Below are 15,444 nucleotides of genomic sequence, written 5' to 3'. Positions count from 1 at the left end.
CATGAGTGAAAGTGATATCGATACCGCCTCCGATCTGTCGCCCCTGTTGATTCACCTGCTCAAGGGCGTGCTCTATCGCGACCAGCAGGAAACGCTGTGGCAATCCCTGCTGACGCTTCAGGGCCGGGTTCGCGATTACGTCACGGTGCTGGGCCTGGAACTGGTGCTGGACGAGGCCGAAGGCTACGCCTACCTGCGCCAAACGGCGCGCGGCGACGACGAGCAGGGCCCGCCGCGGCTGGTGCCGCGCCGCCAGCTCTCCTATCCGGTCAGCCTGTTGCTGGCGCTGCTGCGCAAGAAGCTCGCCGAGCACGACGCCAGCGGCGGCGACCCGCGCCTCATTCTGACCCAGGCGCAGATCGTGGAACTGGTGCGGCTGTTCCTACCAGACACCGCCAACGAGGCGAAACTGGTGGATCGCGTGCAGGGCGATATCAACAAGGTGATCGAACTGGGCTTTCTGCGGCGGCTGCGCGGACAGAACGACCGCTATGAAGTGCGCCGCATCCTGCAGTCGTTCGTCGACGCCCAATGGCTCGGGGAGTTCGAACAGCGCCTCCAGGAATATCGGGAGCATGCCGATGCACAATGAGACGCTGGGATTGGATTTCGCGGATTCCAACGAGCAGGCCGGCTTTCGCCTACAACGGCTGGAGGTGTTCAACTGGGGCACCTTCGACCGCCAGGTTTGGGCGCTGGATCCGCGGGGCGACAACAGCCTACTCACCGGCGATATCGGCTCGGGCAAGTCCACCCTGGTGGACGCGGTTACCACCCTGCTGGTGCCGGCGCAGCGAATTACCTACAACAAGGCCGCCGGTGCCGAGAGCAAAGAGCGCTCGCTGCGCTCTTACGTTCTAGGCTACTACAAGGCCGAGCGCGGTGAGGCCGGGCTCTCTGCCAAGGCCGTGGCACTGCGCGATCACAACAGCTACTCGGTGATTCTCGGCCACTTCCACAATGCCGGTTACGATCAGGACGTGACGCTGGCCCAGGTGTTCTGGATCAAGGACAGCGCCGGCCAGCCGGAGCGTTTCTACGTGGTAGCCGACCGCGCACTCACCCTGGCCGGTGACTTCGCCGATTTCGGCAGCGATATCGCCGACCTGAAAAAGCGTTTGAGAAAACAAACCGGCGTCGAAGTGTTCGACGCTTTCCCCGCTTACGGCGCCGCCTTTCGCCGCCGTTTTGGAATCGACAATGAACAGGCCATGGAGCTGTTCAACCAGACCGTCTCCATGAAGTCGGTGGATAACATCACCCGCTTCGTGCGCGATCATATGCTGGAGCCGTTCCCGGTGGGCGAGCGCATCGAAGCGTTGATTCGCCACTTCGACGACCTCAACCGCGCCCACGAGGCGGTGCTCAAGGCGCGCCTACGCATCGAAATGCTCGAACCACTGGTAGCCGATCTGGACCGTCACGACGAGCGTGAACGGCAGGTGGCGGACCTGCGGCAAAGCCGCGAGGCACTGCGGCCCTGGTACGCCAGTTTGAAAATGGATTTGCTGGACAAGCGCTTGGAGAATCTGGCCGTCGAAGCGCAACGCTTGGCCGAGCGACGCACCGCGCTGGAAAACCGGCGCCGCGACCAGCAGGCGCGCCGCGACGAGCTGCGCCAGTCCATCGCCGACAATGGCGGCGACCGGCTGCAGCGATTGAAAACAGAGATACAGGACTGTCAGCGGCAGAAACAGCATCGCCAGCACAAAGCACAGCAGTATCGTGAGCTGGCCCAGGCGCTATCGCTGCCCGACGCCGACACACTGGATATCTTCGTCCACAACCGCCGCCAGCGCGACAAGCGCCAGGAAGCGTTGCAGGAACAGCGCGCCCAGCTGCAGAACCACATCAACGAAGCCGGCGCCAAACTGCATGTCCTGAATGGGCAGCACGGCGAGCTGGAAACCGAGCTCGCCTCACTGCGCCAACGGCGCTCCAATATCCCAGGTCGCGTGCTGGCGATTCGCGAGGCTTTGTGCGCCGCATTGCAACTCGACGAAGACGATGTCCCCTTCGTCGGTGAGTTGCTGCAGGTCCCCGCCGAGGAACGCGACTGGGAAGGTGCCATCGAGCGTCTGCTGCACAACTTCGGCCTGTCACTGTTGGTGCCGGACGCCTTGTACGAGCGAGTCGCCGACTGGGTCGACCGCACACAACTGCGCGGCCGGCTGGTGTACTTCCGGGTCCGCGACTCGCGTGGCGAGGTGTCATCGGCGGCGCCGGAGTCGCTGGTGCACAAGCTGCGCATCCAGCCGGACAGCGCTTTTTACCCGTGGCTGGAGCGGGAATTGATACGGCGTTTCGATTACGTCTGTTGCGAGGATATGACCCGCTTCCGCCGGGAGCAGCGCGCCATCACCCGCACAGGGCAGATCAAGGCGCCGGGCGGGCGCCACGAGAAAGACGACCGTCATCGCATCGACGACGCCAGCCGCTACGTGCTGGGCTGGGACAACCAGGCCAAGATTCGTGCCCTGGAAGCGGAGGCCGAATCCCTGGCCCGGCGCGGTCGGGAGCTCGCCAAGCACATCCAGGGCTGGGAAAACGAGCGCAAGGGCTTGGAAGATGCCCTGGGCATGCTGGGCCAACTGGCCATGTTCGGCGACTTCGAGGAGCTGGATTGGAAGCCGTTAGCTCGGCAACTGGAGCAGTTGGAAAACGAGCGCCTGGCCCTGGAGGCCGCCAACGATCTACTGCGGGAGCTGGAAAGCCAGCTCAAGACACTCGAAGGCAGTCTTAACGAAACCGAGGAGGCGCGGTCAGCCCTGGGCCAGGACGAAGGCGCCAACCGCACCAAGACCGAAACCGCCACCGCCCAGCGCGAGGAAAGCGCCGCCCTGCTCGCCGAAGCCGACGAGGCTCAGCGCGCCTGCTTCGAGACCCTCGCGGGCTACCGCGAAGAAGCGCTGGCCGGGCGCACGCTGACAGTGGAATCCTGCGACAACCAGCAAAGCGAACTGCGCGACTGGCTGCAAAAGCAGATCGACCAGCATGACAAGCAGCTCAAGGCACTGAGCGAGCGCATCGTCAGCGCCATGCAGCGCCACCAGCACGCATTCCCGCTGGAAAGCCGCGAGGTGGATGCCACCCTGGCCGCCGGCGGCGAATACCGCGCCATGCTGGACGCGTTGCAGCGCGACGACCTGCCGCGCTTCGAACGCCGTTTCAAGGAGCTGCTCAACGAGAACACCATCCGCGAGGTGGCAGCGTTTCAGGGCCAGCTACACAAGGAACGCCAGGCGATCCGCGAGCGTATCGACATCATCAACCGTTCGCTCAAAGGCATCGACTACAACCCAGGCCGCTACATCACCCTGCTGGCGGAACCCACCGGCGACCAGGAAGTACGCGACTTCCAGCAGGAGTTGCGTGCCTGTACCGAGGGCGCCCTCAGCGGCAACGAGGAAGAACAGTACACCGAGCAGAAATTCCTGCAGGTGAAACGCATCATCGAACGCTTCCGCGGCCGCGAGGGCACCGGCGAGCTGGACAAGCGCTGGACCCAGAAAGTAACCGACGTGCGCAACTGGTTCGTGTTTTCCGCCTCGGAACGCTGGCGCGAGGACGACCGCGAATACGAGCACTATTCCGATTCCGGCGGCAAATCCGGCGGCCAGAAGGAGAAGCTGGCCTACACCGTGCTCGCCGCCAGTCTCGCCTACCAGTTCGGCCTGGAATGGGGCGAGCAGCGCTCCCGCTCATTCCGCTTCGTGGTCATCGACGAGGCCTTCGGTCGCGGTTCCGACGAATCCGCCCGCTACGGGCTGGAGCTGTTCAAGCGGTTAAATCTGCAACTCTTGATCGTCACCCCGCTGCAGAAGATTCACATCATCGAGCCCTATGTGCACAGCGTCGGTTTCGTGCACAACCGCGAGGGCCGCGAATCTCTGTTGCGCAATCTCAGCATTGAGGAGTACCAGGCGGAAAAAACCGCCCGTGAACGGATTCGTATGCAGCCATGAACTGGACGTCACCGGCCGACCTGAAACAGCAGCTGGACAAGTACTGGCGGCGCGGCGACATCCTGCGCGCGCGCCTGGACGGCGATGCGCTGTTCCCCGTGACTCTGCGACTGCGCAAGCCCAGCGCCCGGGATCTCACCGAACGCTTCGCGGATGTCGCCGACTGGGTGCGCACCCTGCGCGAGGGCGCGAAAGACAGGAAAGGCTTTGGCTACACGGTGCACTGGCGACAGCGCCGCCACCGGGTGCAGGGCGCCAACGACTTGCCCGACGTCATCACCGTGGATACGGAAGACGACGCCCTGCGCTGGCTCGGCCATCGTGACGATGCGGCACGCTTTACCCGCCTCGCCGAGCGCACGCTGGCGACCTTCCCCGCCTTGCGCGACTGGCTGCGTCAGCGCCCGCTGCGTGCGCTCGAACACGCGCCACACTGGGACGACCTGCTTGCCGTGCTGGCCTGGTTCCAGGCCCATCCGCGACCCGGCGTCTACCTGCGCGAACTGGACATCCCGGGCATTCACACCAAGTTCATCGAGACCCATCGTGGCCTGCTCGCCGAACTGCTCGACGCAGTGCTACCGGCCGGCGCTATCGATACGGGTGCCACCGGGGTGCGCAGCTTCAACCGCCGCTACGGGTTACGCGACAAGCCGGTGTTGATTCGTTTGCGGATGCTGGACGAGCGGCTGGCGGTTCAGGGGCTCACCGATCTGACGCTGCCGGTGGAACAGCTCGCCCGCCTGGACGTGGGGGCGGATACCGTCTTCATCACCGAAAACGAGATCAACGGCCTGGCGTTTCCGGCATTCCCCAACGCGCTGGTGATCTTCGGGCTGGGCTATCGGGTCGAGGCGCTGCGCCGTCTGCCCTGGCTGGCCGACAAACGCCTCTACTACTGGGGCGATATCGACACCCACGGCTTCGCCATCCTGAACCGCTTCCGTCGCGCTTTTCCGCACGCCCGCTCACTGCTGATGGACCAGGCCACGCTCGAGGCGCACCGACCGGTCTGGGGCCAGGAGGCCGCGGACAAGCGCTTCACCGGGATACTGGATCAGCTGAACGAAGACGAAGCCGCGCTGTTCCAGGCACTCCGCGACGATCGCCGCGCGCCCGCGCTACGCCTAGAGCAGGAGCATATCGCTCAGCGCTGGTTACTGGATGCACTGGCTCACCTCGACGACCTCTACGAACGCTGAGCGGGCGCCAGCCTTGGCGCTGCCCGGCCAAGATGCGACGCCCAGCCCCCGCCGCCCAAAGGCGGCGCGCTGTTTCAGGAGCGCACCTCGAGCTTTAAATCGCGTAGCGAGAGATCCAGCTGTCCGAACAGCGTGCGGGCATTGTTGGAGCAGCCGCCGCTCGCGCCCATGAGCGGTTCCTCGTCCACCGCCACCAGCACCATCCGCGAGAGCCAACGCATAACGCATCAGGTCGAGCAGAGGTGCTGCCAGGATCTGGCTGATAATACGAGTGGGAAGTGAGTGTCCCCGCCCGGGATCAAACCGTCGGCGAACGCCGCCGCGAAATCCTCGTCTAGTGCCTATTAGTCATGTTCACGCTGTCGGCGGTGCAGAATCCTGAGCGTGCTTTTCCACTGCCGCGAACGGCACATGTGCCAGGCGGCCAAACAGAGCGTGGCGTGTGAGTTTCGCCTTGGATAGCGCCGGCGATGACACGCCACACAAAAAGCGCGCGACGACACGTGCCGGGCCCAATACTTTCGGGTGTTGTCGTCTCAGCGTCATCGCTTCGGCCCACACAGCCGGATCGATCTCGGTCTTGCGACGGGCCGGGATCCGCACCGGTTTGCCATCATTCAAGCACCAGGAGCAGTGGCCGCAGGGTTCGCGCTGTTCGCCGAAGTGCGCACTCAACGCCGCTACTTGGCAGCCATCCGCTTCGATCAGCGCAAGCACTTGTTGCAAGCGCGCCAACTCGCTCTCCTCGCGGCGCAGCGCGTGCTCGTACAGTGTGGCGGCCAATGCCTTCACGCTGTCGGGGCGCTGGAGAATCCGGTAGCGATGACGCACGCCGGCCGCGGTGACTTCCAGCATGTCCTGCTCGCCCAGATAATCCAGCGCCGCCACGATGCGCTCGCGCGGCTGCTGCATCTCGGCGACCGCGCTATCTACATCCAGGTCAAACCAGGTCCGGGCCTTGCGCGCTCGACTTAGCAACTCGGCCAGGAACTGCCGGCGGCCCCGCTGGAAACGGGCCAGTATGTCCTGCGACGCCATCTTCGGCCGGAATCGGTAACTGGCGTAAAAAGGCGTGCCGCCCTTCAGATAGCCCTGCAACTCCAGATAAGTCAGCAGCGTGCGCGCGACCAGTTCACGCAGATCATGCGTGCGGGATAGCGCCGATAGGCTGATGTCGAATTCCGCTTCCTGCGCGAAGATGTCGTGCAGGAAAGAATCGATCGCTGCCGCCGTGGGCGTATCGCCATAGACGAAATTCTCCAGCGTGTTCTGGTCGTCGGCGCAAGCCAGCATCTCGCACACGGCATTCTTGCCGTCGCGCCCGGCACGGCCGATCTCCTGGGCGTAGTTTTCCAGGCTCTTGGGCAAGTTGTAGTGATAGACGTAGCGGATGTCGGCCTTGTCGATACCCATGCCAAATGCGATCGTCGCCACCACAATGCCGTCGTTCGAACGCACGAACCATTCCTGCACCGCGCTGCGCTTATCGCTGTCCATGCCGGCGTGGTAAGCCCGCGCCGGATGGCCCGCATCAGCCAGCCGTCGCGCCACCTGCTCCGCGGTACGCTGAAGGGTGACATAAACGATCGTCGGCCCCGCGCGCCGCTCGTTCAGACGTGCCAGCAGATCATGGTCACGCTGTTCCACCGTGGTCGGCGCGAACAGCAGCTTCAGGTTGGGGCGATAGAAAGCCGTACGCACGGCACAGCCAGCCCCGATATCGAGCACCCGGCAAATGTCGTCCAGCACGGCCGGCGTGGCGGTCGCGGTCAGCGCCAACAAGCGCTCGGCCTTGGCCGCCTTGGCGAAACCGATCAGCTTGAGATAGTCGGGGCGGAAATTGTGCCCCCATTCCGAGATGCAGTGCGCCTCGTCCACCGCAAACAGCGACACCCGCAATTGGCTCAGCGTTTGCCGAAAACGTTCGTTATTGAACCGCTCCGGCGCCACATACAAAAGACGCAACTCGCCCGAGCGCAGGCGATCCATCACAGCACGGTAACCCTCGGCATCGAGGCTCGAATCCAGCCGCTGCGCGGCGATGCCACGGGCGCTCAACGCATCGATCTGATCCTTCATCAACGCGATCAACGGCGATACCACCAACGTGATACCCGGCAACGCCAATGCCGGCAGTTGATAGCACAGCGATTTACCGCCCCCGGTGGGAAATACCGCCGCCGCGGAACGGCCAGCCAACAAGTGCTCGATCACTTCACGCTGGCCGGGTTGAAAACGGTCGTAACCGAAATACGCCTTAAGCAACCGATCAGGCTGGTCGTCCATGGTGCCCCCAATAATTCAAATCAAACCCCTGGCCCCGGGTTCACGATACTACGGTCGAATCAGACTGTTTATTGGGCCACGCGGCATGTTCTGGCCGCCCGCATGAGGCGTACCGGGCAAGCCGTTGCCGCATTGCATCGTGGTTTGAGGTTGCGTTTAACCGCGGCGACGCACGATGCATGACCTACCCTTTCGCCTTGCCAGCGTTCGAAAACGGACACGCTATGAGCCGAGGCTAGCTAGCCCCCTCATGACTAGGCGTAGTCCACGCCAACTCGCGAATTAAAACACTCTCCCCAGCCTTGCCCTCGTCATGGCGGGCGACTCGCACGTATGCTGACCGCCTCAAGTCGCTACGACGGCCTAGCCAGGCGTGACCAAGCCCGTGTCCCGGGGCGTCATCTAAGGTACGGCCCGCGTAGGCTGCGACTACTTTCACGACGAGGTCCCTATGCAACACAGCCGCGATCGAATCCTGACCACCCATACCGGCAGTCTGCCGCGTCCGCGCGCGCTTTCGGAACTGCTGGTCAAGCAGGAAAAAGGCAAGCCGGTCGACGCCAACGAGCTGGCACGCCATATCGACGACGGCGTGGCGCGGGCGGTTAAAGGCCAGATCGATGCCGGGCTGGATGTAATCAACGACGGCGAAGCGCCGCGCGTCGGGTTTTCCACTTACGTCGTCGAGCGCATGAGCGGCTTCGGCGGCGAGCAGCGGCGCAAGACCGCGCTCGATATGCAGCGCTTTCCCGGCTATGCCGACCATATGGCACGCCAAATCGGCGTGGCGGAAGATCTGGCCCGGGTGTGGGATACGGCCGAAGCCCAGCAGGCCGTCCACTACGAGGATTCGCTGGCGGGCGTCACCGCCGAGCTGGATGCCTTCGATCGCGGCCTGGCCAATCATCCGAAACCGGCCGAAACCTTCATGACGGCAGCGTCCCCCGGCGTGGTCACCACCACCATGCTGCGCGGCGAGAACAACCCGGCGTATCCCACCGACCGCGACTACGTGCTGGCCGTCGCGAAAGAGATGAAAAAAGAATACGACGCCATCGTCGCCCGCGGCCATCTGCTGCAGCTCGATGCACCGGACCTGGCCATGGAACGCGTGGTGATGTTCGGCGATGCGCCGCTCGGCACCTTCCTCGAACGCGTCGAACTGCATGTCGAGGCCATCAACCTCGCGCTGGCGGACCTCCCGCCCGAGAAGGTGCGCCTGCACGTGTGCTGGGGCAACTGGCAAGGCCCGCACCAGGACGACGTGCCGGTCGACGAGCTGTTGCCCATTCTCTATCGCGCCAAAGTAGGCGCGTTGAGCATCCCGCTCGGCAATCCGCGCCACGAACACGAAACCGTCGCCTTCAAGCAGCATCCGCTACCGGCGGGCATGCTGCTGCTGCCGGGCGTGATCGACGTCACCACCAACTATCTCGAACACCCGCAGGTCGTCGCCAACCGTATCTGTGCCGCTGTGGATGCCGTGGGCGATCGCGAACGCGTCATTGCCGGCACCGACTGTGGTTTCGGCACCTTCGCCAGCTATGAATTCGTAGCACCTGACGTGGCCTGGGCCAAGCTCGGCTCGCTGACCGAGGGCGCCGCCATCGCTTCCAAGCGTATATGGGGCTGAGGGCCGGCGGCGCTCCGCCAGCCAAGGTAGTCTTGTAAACACGCCACCTTAACGACGTAGCGAACCGCGTGTTGCCGCGCAGGCTGCCCGTCGGTTCGGGCGGCCAACATAGCAGTAGCGCCCAGGCCGACCACCGGCAGCAATATCGCGACGTAGATGACTGCGAAATAGGTCGAAATGACCTCGTCCTTTCGGCGTGCAGGGGCTTGGGCCACAACGGCCCATGTGTAGCGCATGGCATTTTGAAATGCAGTTTGGCTACGTACTGGCATGAGATGATCGACCGAGACGAAGCAGGTATCATCGATTCATGTCGAAAAGCGAGCGCGTTCGCGAACAGATTGCGTATCTCAAGTTCTGGCTCGGGATACTTGCGGCGTTGACGATCAGCCTGGTCGGCTGGCTACTAAGCCATTTCGATGTGGCCCCATGGCCTGTGTTGGTCGGCGGCGTCGTGGCGTTGGTATCTTTTGCAGCAGGAATTCGCGGATTACACGAGCAAATCGAACGCCGCATCGATCAACTCGAGGATTTATAGCAATGGACATTTTCATGGGCTTGCTCGTTATCGCGGTTGGCGGCTTTTTCAGCTATATGGCTATCTCCGCTTCGCGCCACGATTAATCATTTGTCAGAACACGATCCGTCCCTGCCCACGCGCTAGGCATCGCCACCCCTTAATGCGCTGATCTCGCACGAGTTGCCTGGAAGACTTCCTATCTTAAAAAAACGCGACACGCCCAAGTGCTAGCCGCGTGCAGCTGCTACGTACTTGAAGCCTCTATTGGTGGGAATCCTCGACAACTCGTTCAGTTACGATACGCGTTCAGCTGCACGAACGACGCGGCTCACCGTCGAATAATGCACGCCGAAATACGCCCCAATCTCGGCCATGCTGTAACCACCGGATCTGAATGCCGCAACGATCGCTTCGTTCCGCGTATAGCTCTGGGCAGCATAGTCAGCCAAGGGCTTGGCACGACCGAGGCGCTGTGCACGTGGCACCTCAGCTAGCGTTCGGTTCGATTGTTCGAGCTTGGAACGCATGTCTTCAACGAACGCATCGTCGCCCAACAGCACCTGGTTGGCTAAATCAGCCCACGGCGCCGGCTGACCACGCCCCTCACTTACAAACCCTCGATAGGCAAGCTGCGATTCTTTTAGACGATCGCCAAACGCTGACAGAATCCAATCCGTCGTCAAAAAACGTGGCACGCCCGTACGCCCCGCAGTGGCGCGATAACTGCTCCACGGCCAGTCGCCCGCACTGCGTACCATCTGAGCCCGAACCGGGTTGAGCACGATATAACGCGCCACTTCCAGCAAATACGATTCCTTCTGCACGAGAATCGCCTTATAACGCCCCTGAAACAGATGGCCCACACGGCCATGTCGGCGGTTGCTGTACTGCGTATACACCCCATTCAGCTGCCGCATACCCTTCGACAGATTGCCGTCCGGGGTTTCGATCAGCAGGTGATAGTGGTTAGTCATCTCGCAGTAGGCGTGCACCAGCCAGTTGAAGCGATCAGCCACATCGGCAAGCACACCGAGAAACGCCTCACGATCTTCATCGTCCTCGTAGATCGCTTCCTTGCGATCGCCGCGGGCGGTGACGTGATACAGCGCGCCGGCGAATTCCAAGCGTAGCGGTCGGGCCATCCGTGAATGCTCCTTAGGCGTTCATGCAAGCTAGCGGCCTACCGAACCACCTGCTTGTCCTTAGCTACGTCACGACATAACGCGTCGAGCTGATGCGCGATTCGTTGAATCATCGACGAATCTAAAGGCCTCGCGCGCGAGCCGCGGATCATCTTCCCGAATTCGATTGGGTTAACAACACGAATATCCGATTTTCCGGACCGGTTGACGTACCACCCTGGTAACGCCACTACGGGCTGCACGGCTACCGCCTCTCCTATAGCTGACGTAAGTTGGCGGCTAAGCCATTCCGCGTTCCGTTGCGCCTGTTTAAGCGGAGCGGCAGTCCGATAACCGGCGAAGTCGATCTGCCGCCCGTCAAAATCCGCGCGCCAATACTCTTCTTTCTCGACGCCTTGGCTTTTAACCCGTGCCTTGGTCTCGATCGCGAAAACGCCCGCGGGCCCAACGGCTACGTGATCGATATTGAAACGCCCGCCATCAAGATCATGGAGAATATCGTAGCCATGGGCATAAAGCTGATTAAGTTGTTCGCCTGTCGCAAGCTCGCCTTCCCAACCCAATCGCTTGCGGCGGATGAGCGCAAGTAGCCGGATAAAGCGGCCCGCCTCAACACATCCCCAACCGAAAGCACCGGCGATGCCGACTAACATCCCGACCCAGCTCGGCACCCCGAAAATACCAAGCGCTATGGGTGCAACTACCGTGATCGTGGTACCGATTACGACCGCAAAGAACATCCTCGATACGGCTTCCATCTGAAGCTCGGGGATCTGCACAGAAAGAGAATAGCCCGGCGGCCGACGCAGACCGCGCGTAAAAGGATGCTTCAATCCTCGCTGTCTTATCGTTCGTTCCGTATATCGGTCTCTAACCCAAGCCGCTACAAGCATGGGCGCGAACGCCACTAACGGCACCAACCCAAAGAGAAAAGTGTAGGGATTCATAGCCGCGCCGGTCAGTTTGCTCTTGCGTCCAAGTTACCACGGCGTCCAAAGTGCACAATGCAAGACCTGACCCCAACTGCTCGCTTGTCGGGCCATACGTCGATATTAGGACCGGCTGCGCCTAAAGGCAAAACGCAAGACCTGACCCCATTTACTCTGGGCGGCATTCAAAATGCACAATGCAAGACTTGACCCCGGCGCTCCTTGATGAGTAGGCATCGCTCATGCCAACTCGTGAGTTAAATATACTGTCACCGGATCTCCGCCGCCTTCGCAAGACCTGACCCCGCCGCCTACGAATGTGGCAATGCAAGACCTCGTATCTTGCAGATGCCTGGCTGCCGGCCGACCCTGGAATCGCGAGAAATAGGGGTCTGTCCCGAATAGCGCGCTGAAGATTAGCGGGAAAACGTGGTCTGCCCCTATTGTCTCAAAGCGTAACTCAATTCTCGTCTTCTCTAATAAGCTCTTCGTAAACAGCTTGCCTCTTCAAGCGATCGTCACTTATAGGCTGAAGTGTGTTTACCGTTTCTAGACAGGACAACAACTCTTCTCGGCATCCTTTATGATCATTTAGAATATAATCAATTACCGTTTCGCACCATTTTTCGATTTTTCTGGAGGTCAGCTTAGGTCGAGTAGTTCCCCCAACCCTGCGAGCAAAAAGCGCCATGATATGCCACTTAAACCGGCGCGCCTCACTTGGAAGATGCTTATTGCTAAAAAGTATTGATACCCGATAATAAATCAAACATGCTGTGTAATAAATTATTTCTCTATTATCCTCATGGAACGCAGCGTTAGAGATAGATTCATCAGAAAATATCTTTTTCGGGAAACGGTATGATAAATCAGGACGACCGAGAAAGATTGCCGAAACGCAACGCGCCAAGAGTTTCAGGTCGAAGATCTTTACGCCGGGAACGCTTTGCCCTACGTATTGCCGATCCCGACGCTCGAAATAAAGGCGATTCTCTTCATCTGAAAAAGAGTTAAAATAAGCCTCAATACGGCGCGCCACCGGCTGTAATGACAAAAATTGATCATCATCTATTTTCGTTTGGCTATTTGTAGCTTTCACCAAATCCGAAAAAACGTCTTCACTATCGGTCTCGATAACTTTTAGCGAAACCATCATGGAAGAATCAATTTTTTCGCGATTCAACCAGAGTATATTAGATGTCTGACAACCATTGACCACCTGAAAGTCTACGAATGTAATACTTAGGCCTTGAACCCTAACGTCCGGGCTCACTATAGTTATCCCGTTGTTCAAAACTGGAAATCGAGAACGGATGTTGTCGTCGTTTACGGTGGATTCGATCGCGCTATTAACTGAATTATCAATACCCAAAAAAGCCCTAACATTTTCTTCAAAAACGTGGGCCCTAAGACGGCCTGACTCGTCCGAAAGCATATTTTTTACGAAGACTTTCGCCGGGACAACTGCCAAGTAGGCCTCCTCAACACCAGATATAGTCGGCAGCGCGGCAACTGAAAACGCATCAACTTTTGCTTCGATCGGCGCCATCGTAGATCTAAAGGCGCCATTCACACCTTCACGATCTAATATTTCATAATCGATTTCCGAAAAATAGCCACCGTCTTCAAGCGATTCGATAATTTCTGCTTTCGCTTTTTCTATTTCGGCTGGTTTTTTATACTTCCCAGTATAAGCGTACCGAGCTACCAAGCTAAGTTTACCGTTACGGATACTTCCAGCCTTATCCAGAGCGGCGAGATATATATTTTTAACGTTCTTCTCGACTGGGTCTTCGGGGGTGTCTGCAAGATTGTGGCAAAATCTTTCGATAGCAGCATTGAACTTCAGGACGTCTCCCAAATCCATTGACTCTGATGTTTTGGCTTGCGTAAAGATCAGTTTTACATCGTGCTGCCGCCGTCCGTCGCTAAGCGACGAAGCACAGTCCTCTGCCGAAACGATGACCTCCTGATCGATAGTGATACAGCATCCATCGATCCCATCGTCGTTATTAGAGGTTGTTATATCAGCGAGATCGTAGCCCTCAACTACCTCCGGCGAAACTACGCAGTAGTTTATTAATCGTTCGAACTGATCCGACTCACTCATTTCGCTGAGTTCGTAACTAGCTACGAAGTCTTTTAACAGACCTTCTGTAATTCGGTGCATTTTCTCCTCGCAAAAAACGCGGGTCGTAGATCCCGCTTGCAGTCCGGAAAATCAATCCCAGCTAAGCGCCCCACCCGACTGATACTCAATCACCCGAGTCTCGAAGAAGTTCTTCTCCTTCTTGAGATCCATCATCTCGCTCATCCACGGGAACGGGTTTTCCGCGCCGGGGTAGAGTTCGGCCAGGCCGATCTGTGAGCAGCGGCGGTTGGCGATGAACTTCATGTATTCGTCGAACATGCTGGCGTTCAGGCCGAGCACGCCACGGGGCATGGTGTCGTGGGCGTATTCGATCTCCAGGTGCATGGCTTCGTCGATCATGCGACGGGCTTCGTCCTGGAATTCCTGCGTCCAGAGGTTCGGGTTTTCGATCTTGATCTGGTTGATCACGTCGATGCCGAAGTTCAGGTGCATGGATTCGTCGCGCATGATGTACTGCATCTGCTCGGCGGTGCCGGTCATCTTGTTGCGGCGGCCGAAGCTCAGGTACTGCACAAAACCGGCATAGAACCAGATGCCTTCGAAGATCACGTAGAAAGCGATCAGGTCACGCAGGAAAATCTGGTCGTTTTCGTGGGTGCCGGTCTGGAAGTTGGGGTCGTTCAGGCTCTGGGTGTACTGCATGGCCCAGGCGGCCTTGTTGTGCACGCTGGGCAGCTCGCGATACATGTTGAAGATCTCGCCTTCGTCGAGATTCAGCGATTCCACGATGTACTGGAAGGTATGCCCGTGTACGGCTTCCTCGAAGGCCTGGCGCAGCAGGTACTGGCGGCATTCGGGGTTGGTGAGGTGCTTGTACACACCCAGCACGATGTTGTTGGCGACCAGCGATTCGCTGGAGGCGAAAAAGCCGAAGCCGCGCTTTAGGATCAGGCGCTCGTCTTCGGTGAGGGCGTCCGGGTCCTGCCACATGGCGATGTCGGCGGACATGCTCACTTCCTGCGGCATCCAGTGGTTGGCGCAGGCGTTGAGATACTTCTCCCAGGCCCAGGTGTACTTGAAGGGTACGAGCTGGTTGACGTCGGCGCGACAGTTGATGATGCGCTTTTCATCGACGGAGACACGCCCGGCGCCGAGCTCGACCTGTTCCAGGCCGGTGACGGCTTCGGCGTGCTCGGCTTCGTGGCTCGAGTGCTCGTCGGCCTTGTCCAGGGCGAACGGATCGGGTGTGGCACCCGCCGGGTTCGGATTGGCGGTGCTGCCCGGCTTGTGCTCGGGCGTGCCTTGGCGCGGGGTGTCTTCGAAGTCGAGCATGGTGTCGTTCCTTTTGCCTTGCTTCGTTAAAAAGCGGTGTTCTGTTGTGTGCCGGCTGAGCGGAAGAAAAGCGATCTGTCCGCAGATTCACGCAGATCGACGCAGATTAAAGACGGCGCGTAGCGCGTCATTCTGATCCGCCTGCCTTGGCGTTCGAACGAATACGAAATACTGCGCCGGGCCGATAGAACTTGCCGCGTTCGCCTTTGGAAAAATCGTATTCGTCTTTCATCGTTGTCGTTCTCGGCTTAGAAGGCGCTCCGCAGGGACGCAGGTTCGAAGGACGACGTATTGTCTTGTCTTCCATCTGCGTAAATCTGCGTCGATCTGCGGATAACCTTCT

The 15,444-nt window shown here is 59.7% G+C and carries 11 protein-coding genes; 5 read left to right on the top strand and 6 right to left on the bottom strand.

Going from position 1 to position 15,444, the window contains the following annotated elements; genetic code table 11:
* The first annotated feature begins 1 nt into the window (after position 1).
* From S4A8_RS12110 to S4A8_RS12100, 3 genes are read left to right on the top strand one after another with little or no spacing between them, the layout of a single operon-like run.
* Positions 2-592, top strand: coding sequence for a DUF4194 domain-containing protein (locus S4A8_RS12110; RefSeq protein WP_353220336.1), 591 nt, complete (start codon positions 2-4; stop codon positions 590-592).
* Entirely contained in the window at positions 576-3,965 is a 3,390-nt protein-coding gene (locus S4A8_RS12105; RefSeq protein ID WP_353220335.1) for an ATP-binding protein, read from the top strand. The genes S4A8_RS12110 and S4A8_RS12105 overlap by 17 nt, the downstream gene beginning before the upstream one ends.
* A complete protein-coding gene (locus tag S4A8_RS12100) occupies positions 3,962-5,167 on the top strand; it encodes a DUF3322 domain-containing protein (RefSeq protein ID WP_353220334.1) in 1,206 nt (401 codons plus the stop codon). The genes S4A8_RS12105 and S4A8_RS12100 overlap by 4 nt, the downstream gene beginning before the upstream one ends.
* A gap of 74 nt (positions 5,168-5,241) precedes the next feature.
* On the opposite strand, the gene S4A8_RS12095 is transcribed toward S4A8_RS12100, so the two are convergent.
* Positions 5,242-5,388, bottom strand: a complete 147-nt coding sequence (locus S4A8_RS12095; protein ID WP_353157471.1) for a hypothetical protein — start codon at positions 5,386-5,388, stop codon at positions 5,242-5,244.
* A 133-nt stretch (positions 5,389-5,521) separates the two neighbouring features.
* Entirely contained in the window at positions 5,522-7,453 is a 1,932-nt protein-coding gene (locus S4A8_RS12090) for a RecQ family ATP-dependent DNA helicase (protein ID WP_353220333.1), read from the bottom strand.
* Between the two features lie 451 nt (positions 7,454-7,904).
* Here S4A8_RS12090 and S4A8_RS12085 point away from each other — a divergent pair, with 451 nt between their 5' ends.
* Both S4A8_RS12085 and S4A8_RS12080 read left to right on the top strand, forming a co-directional pair.
* Complete coding sequence (locus S4A8_RS12085) at positions 7,905-9,086, top strand: cobalamin-independent methionine synthase II family protein (protein ID WP_353220332.1); 1,182 nt, start codon at positions 7,905-7,907, stop codon at positions 9,084-9,086.
* Between the two features lie 310 nt (positions 9,087-9,396).
* Positions 9,397-9,624, top strand: coding sequence for a hypothetical protein (locus S4A8_RS12080; RefSeq protein ID WP_353220331.1), 228 nt, complete (start codon positions 9,397-9,399; stop codon positions 9,622-9,624).
* 275 nt (positions 9,625-9,899) lie between these two features.
* Here the strand turns inward: S4A8_RS12080 and S4A8_RS12075 are convergent, their stop codons facing one another.
* From S4A8_RS12075 to S4A8_RS12060, 4 genes are all read right to left on the bottom strand, one after another.
* The gene (locus S4A8_RS12075; RefSeq protein ID WP_353220330.1) at positions 9,900-10,748 is read right to left on the bottom strand and encodes an REP-associated tyrosine transposase; all 849 of its coding nucleotides are present in this window, start codon (positions 10,746-10,748) and stop codon (positions 9,900-9,902) included.
* A gap of 38 nt (positions 10,749-10,786) precedes the next feature.
* Complete coding sequence (locus S4A8_RS12070; RefSeq protein WP_353220329.1) at positions 10,787-11,581, bottom strand: nuclease-related domain-containing protein; 795 nt, start codon at positions 11,579-11,581, stop codon at positions 10,787-10,789.
* A 556-nt stretch (positions 11,582-12,137) separates the two neighbouring features.
* On the bottom strand, positions 12,138-13,847 hold the full coding sequence (locus tag S4A8_RS12065; protein ID WP_353220328.1) for an AIPR family protein: 1,710 nt from the start codon (positions 13,845-13,847) through the stop codon (positions 12,138-12,140).
* Between the two features lie 51 nt (positions 13,848-13,898).
* Positions 13,899-15,101, bottom strand: a complete 1,203-nt coding sequence (locus tag S4A8_RS12060) for a ribonucleotide-diphosphate reductase subunit beta (protein ID WP_502950736.1) — start codon at positions 15,099-15,101, stop codon at positions 13,899-13,901.
* Positions 15,102-15,444 lie beyond the last annotated feature (343 nt).

Origin of the sequence: Salinisphaera sp. S4-8 (assembly GCF_040361235.1) — a bacterium.
In the GTDB taxonomy this organism is placed as follows: Bacteria; Pseudomonadota; Gammaproteobacteria; order Nevskiales; family Salinisphaeraceae; genus Salinisphaera.
The sequence above is the reverse complement of the archived record's forward strand: the minus strand, read 5'-3'. Positions and strand labels throughout refer to the sequence as shown.

Coding starts and splice junctions, on each gene's coding strand:
- S4A8_RS12110 (WP_353220336.1), top strand. CDS start 2: ATGAGTGAAAGTGATATCGATACCGCCTCCGATCTGTCGCCCCTGTTG.
- S4A8_RS12105 (WP_353220335.1), top strand. CDS start 576: ATGCCGATGCACAATGAGACGCTGGGATTGGATTTCGCGGATTCCAAC.
- S4A8_RS12100 (WP_353220334.1), top strand. CDS start 3,962: ATGAACTGGACGTCACCGGCCGACCTGAAACAGCAGCTGGACAAGTAC.
- S4A8_RS12095 (WP_353157471.1), bottom strand. CDS start 5,388: ATGCGTTGGCTCTCGCGGATGGTGCTGGTGGCGGTGGACGAGGAACCG.
- S4A8_RS12090 (WP_353220333.1), bottom strand. CDS start 7,453: ATGGACGACCAGCCTGATCGGTTGCTTAAGGCGTATTTCGGTTACGAC.
- S4A8_RS12085 (WP_353220332.1), top strand. CDS start 7,905: ATGCAACACAGCCGCGATCGAATCCTGACCACCCATACCGGCAGTCTG.
- S4A8_RS12080 (WP_353220331.1), top strand. CDS start 9,397: ATGTCGAAAAGCGAGCGCGTTCGCGAACAGATTGCGTATCTCAAGTTC.
- S4A8_RS12075 (WP_353220330.1), bottom strand. CDS start 10,748: ATGGCCCGACCGCTACGCTTGGAATTCGCCGGCGCGCTGTATCACGTC.
- S4A8_RS12065 (WP_353220328.1), bottom strand. CDS start 13,847: ATGCACCGAATTACAGAAGGTCTGTTAAAAGACTTCGTAGCTAGTTAC.
- S4A8_RS12060 (WP_502950736.1), bottom strand. CDS start 15,101: ATGCTCGACTTCGAAGACACCCCGCGCCAAGGCACGCCCGAGCACAAG.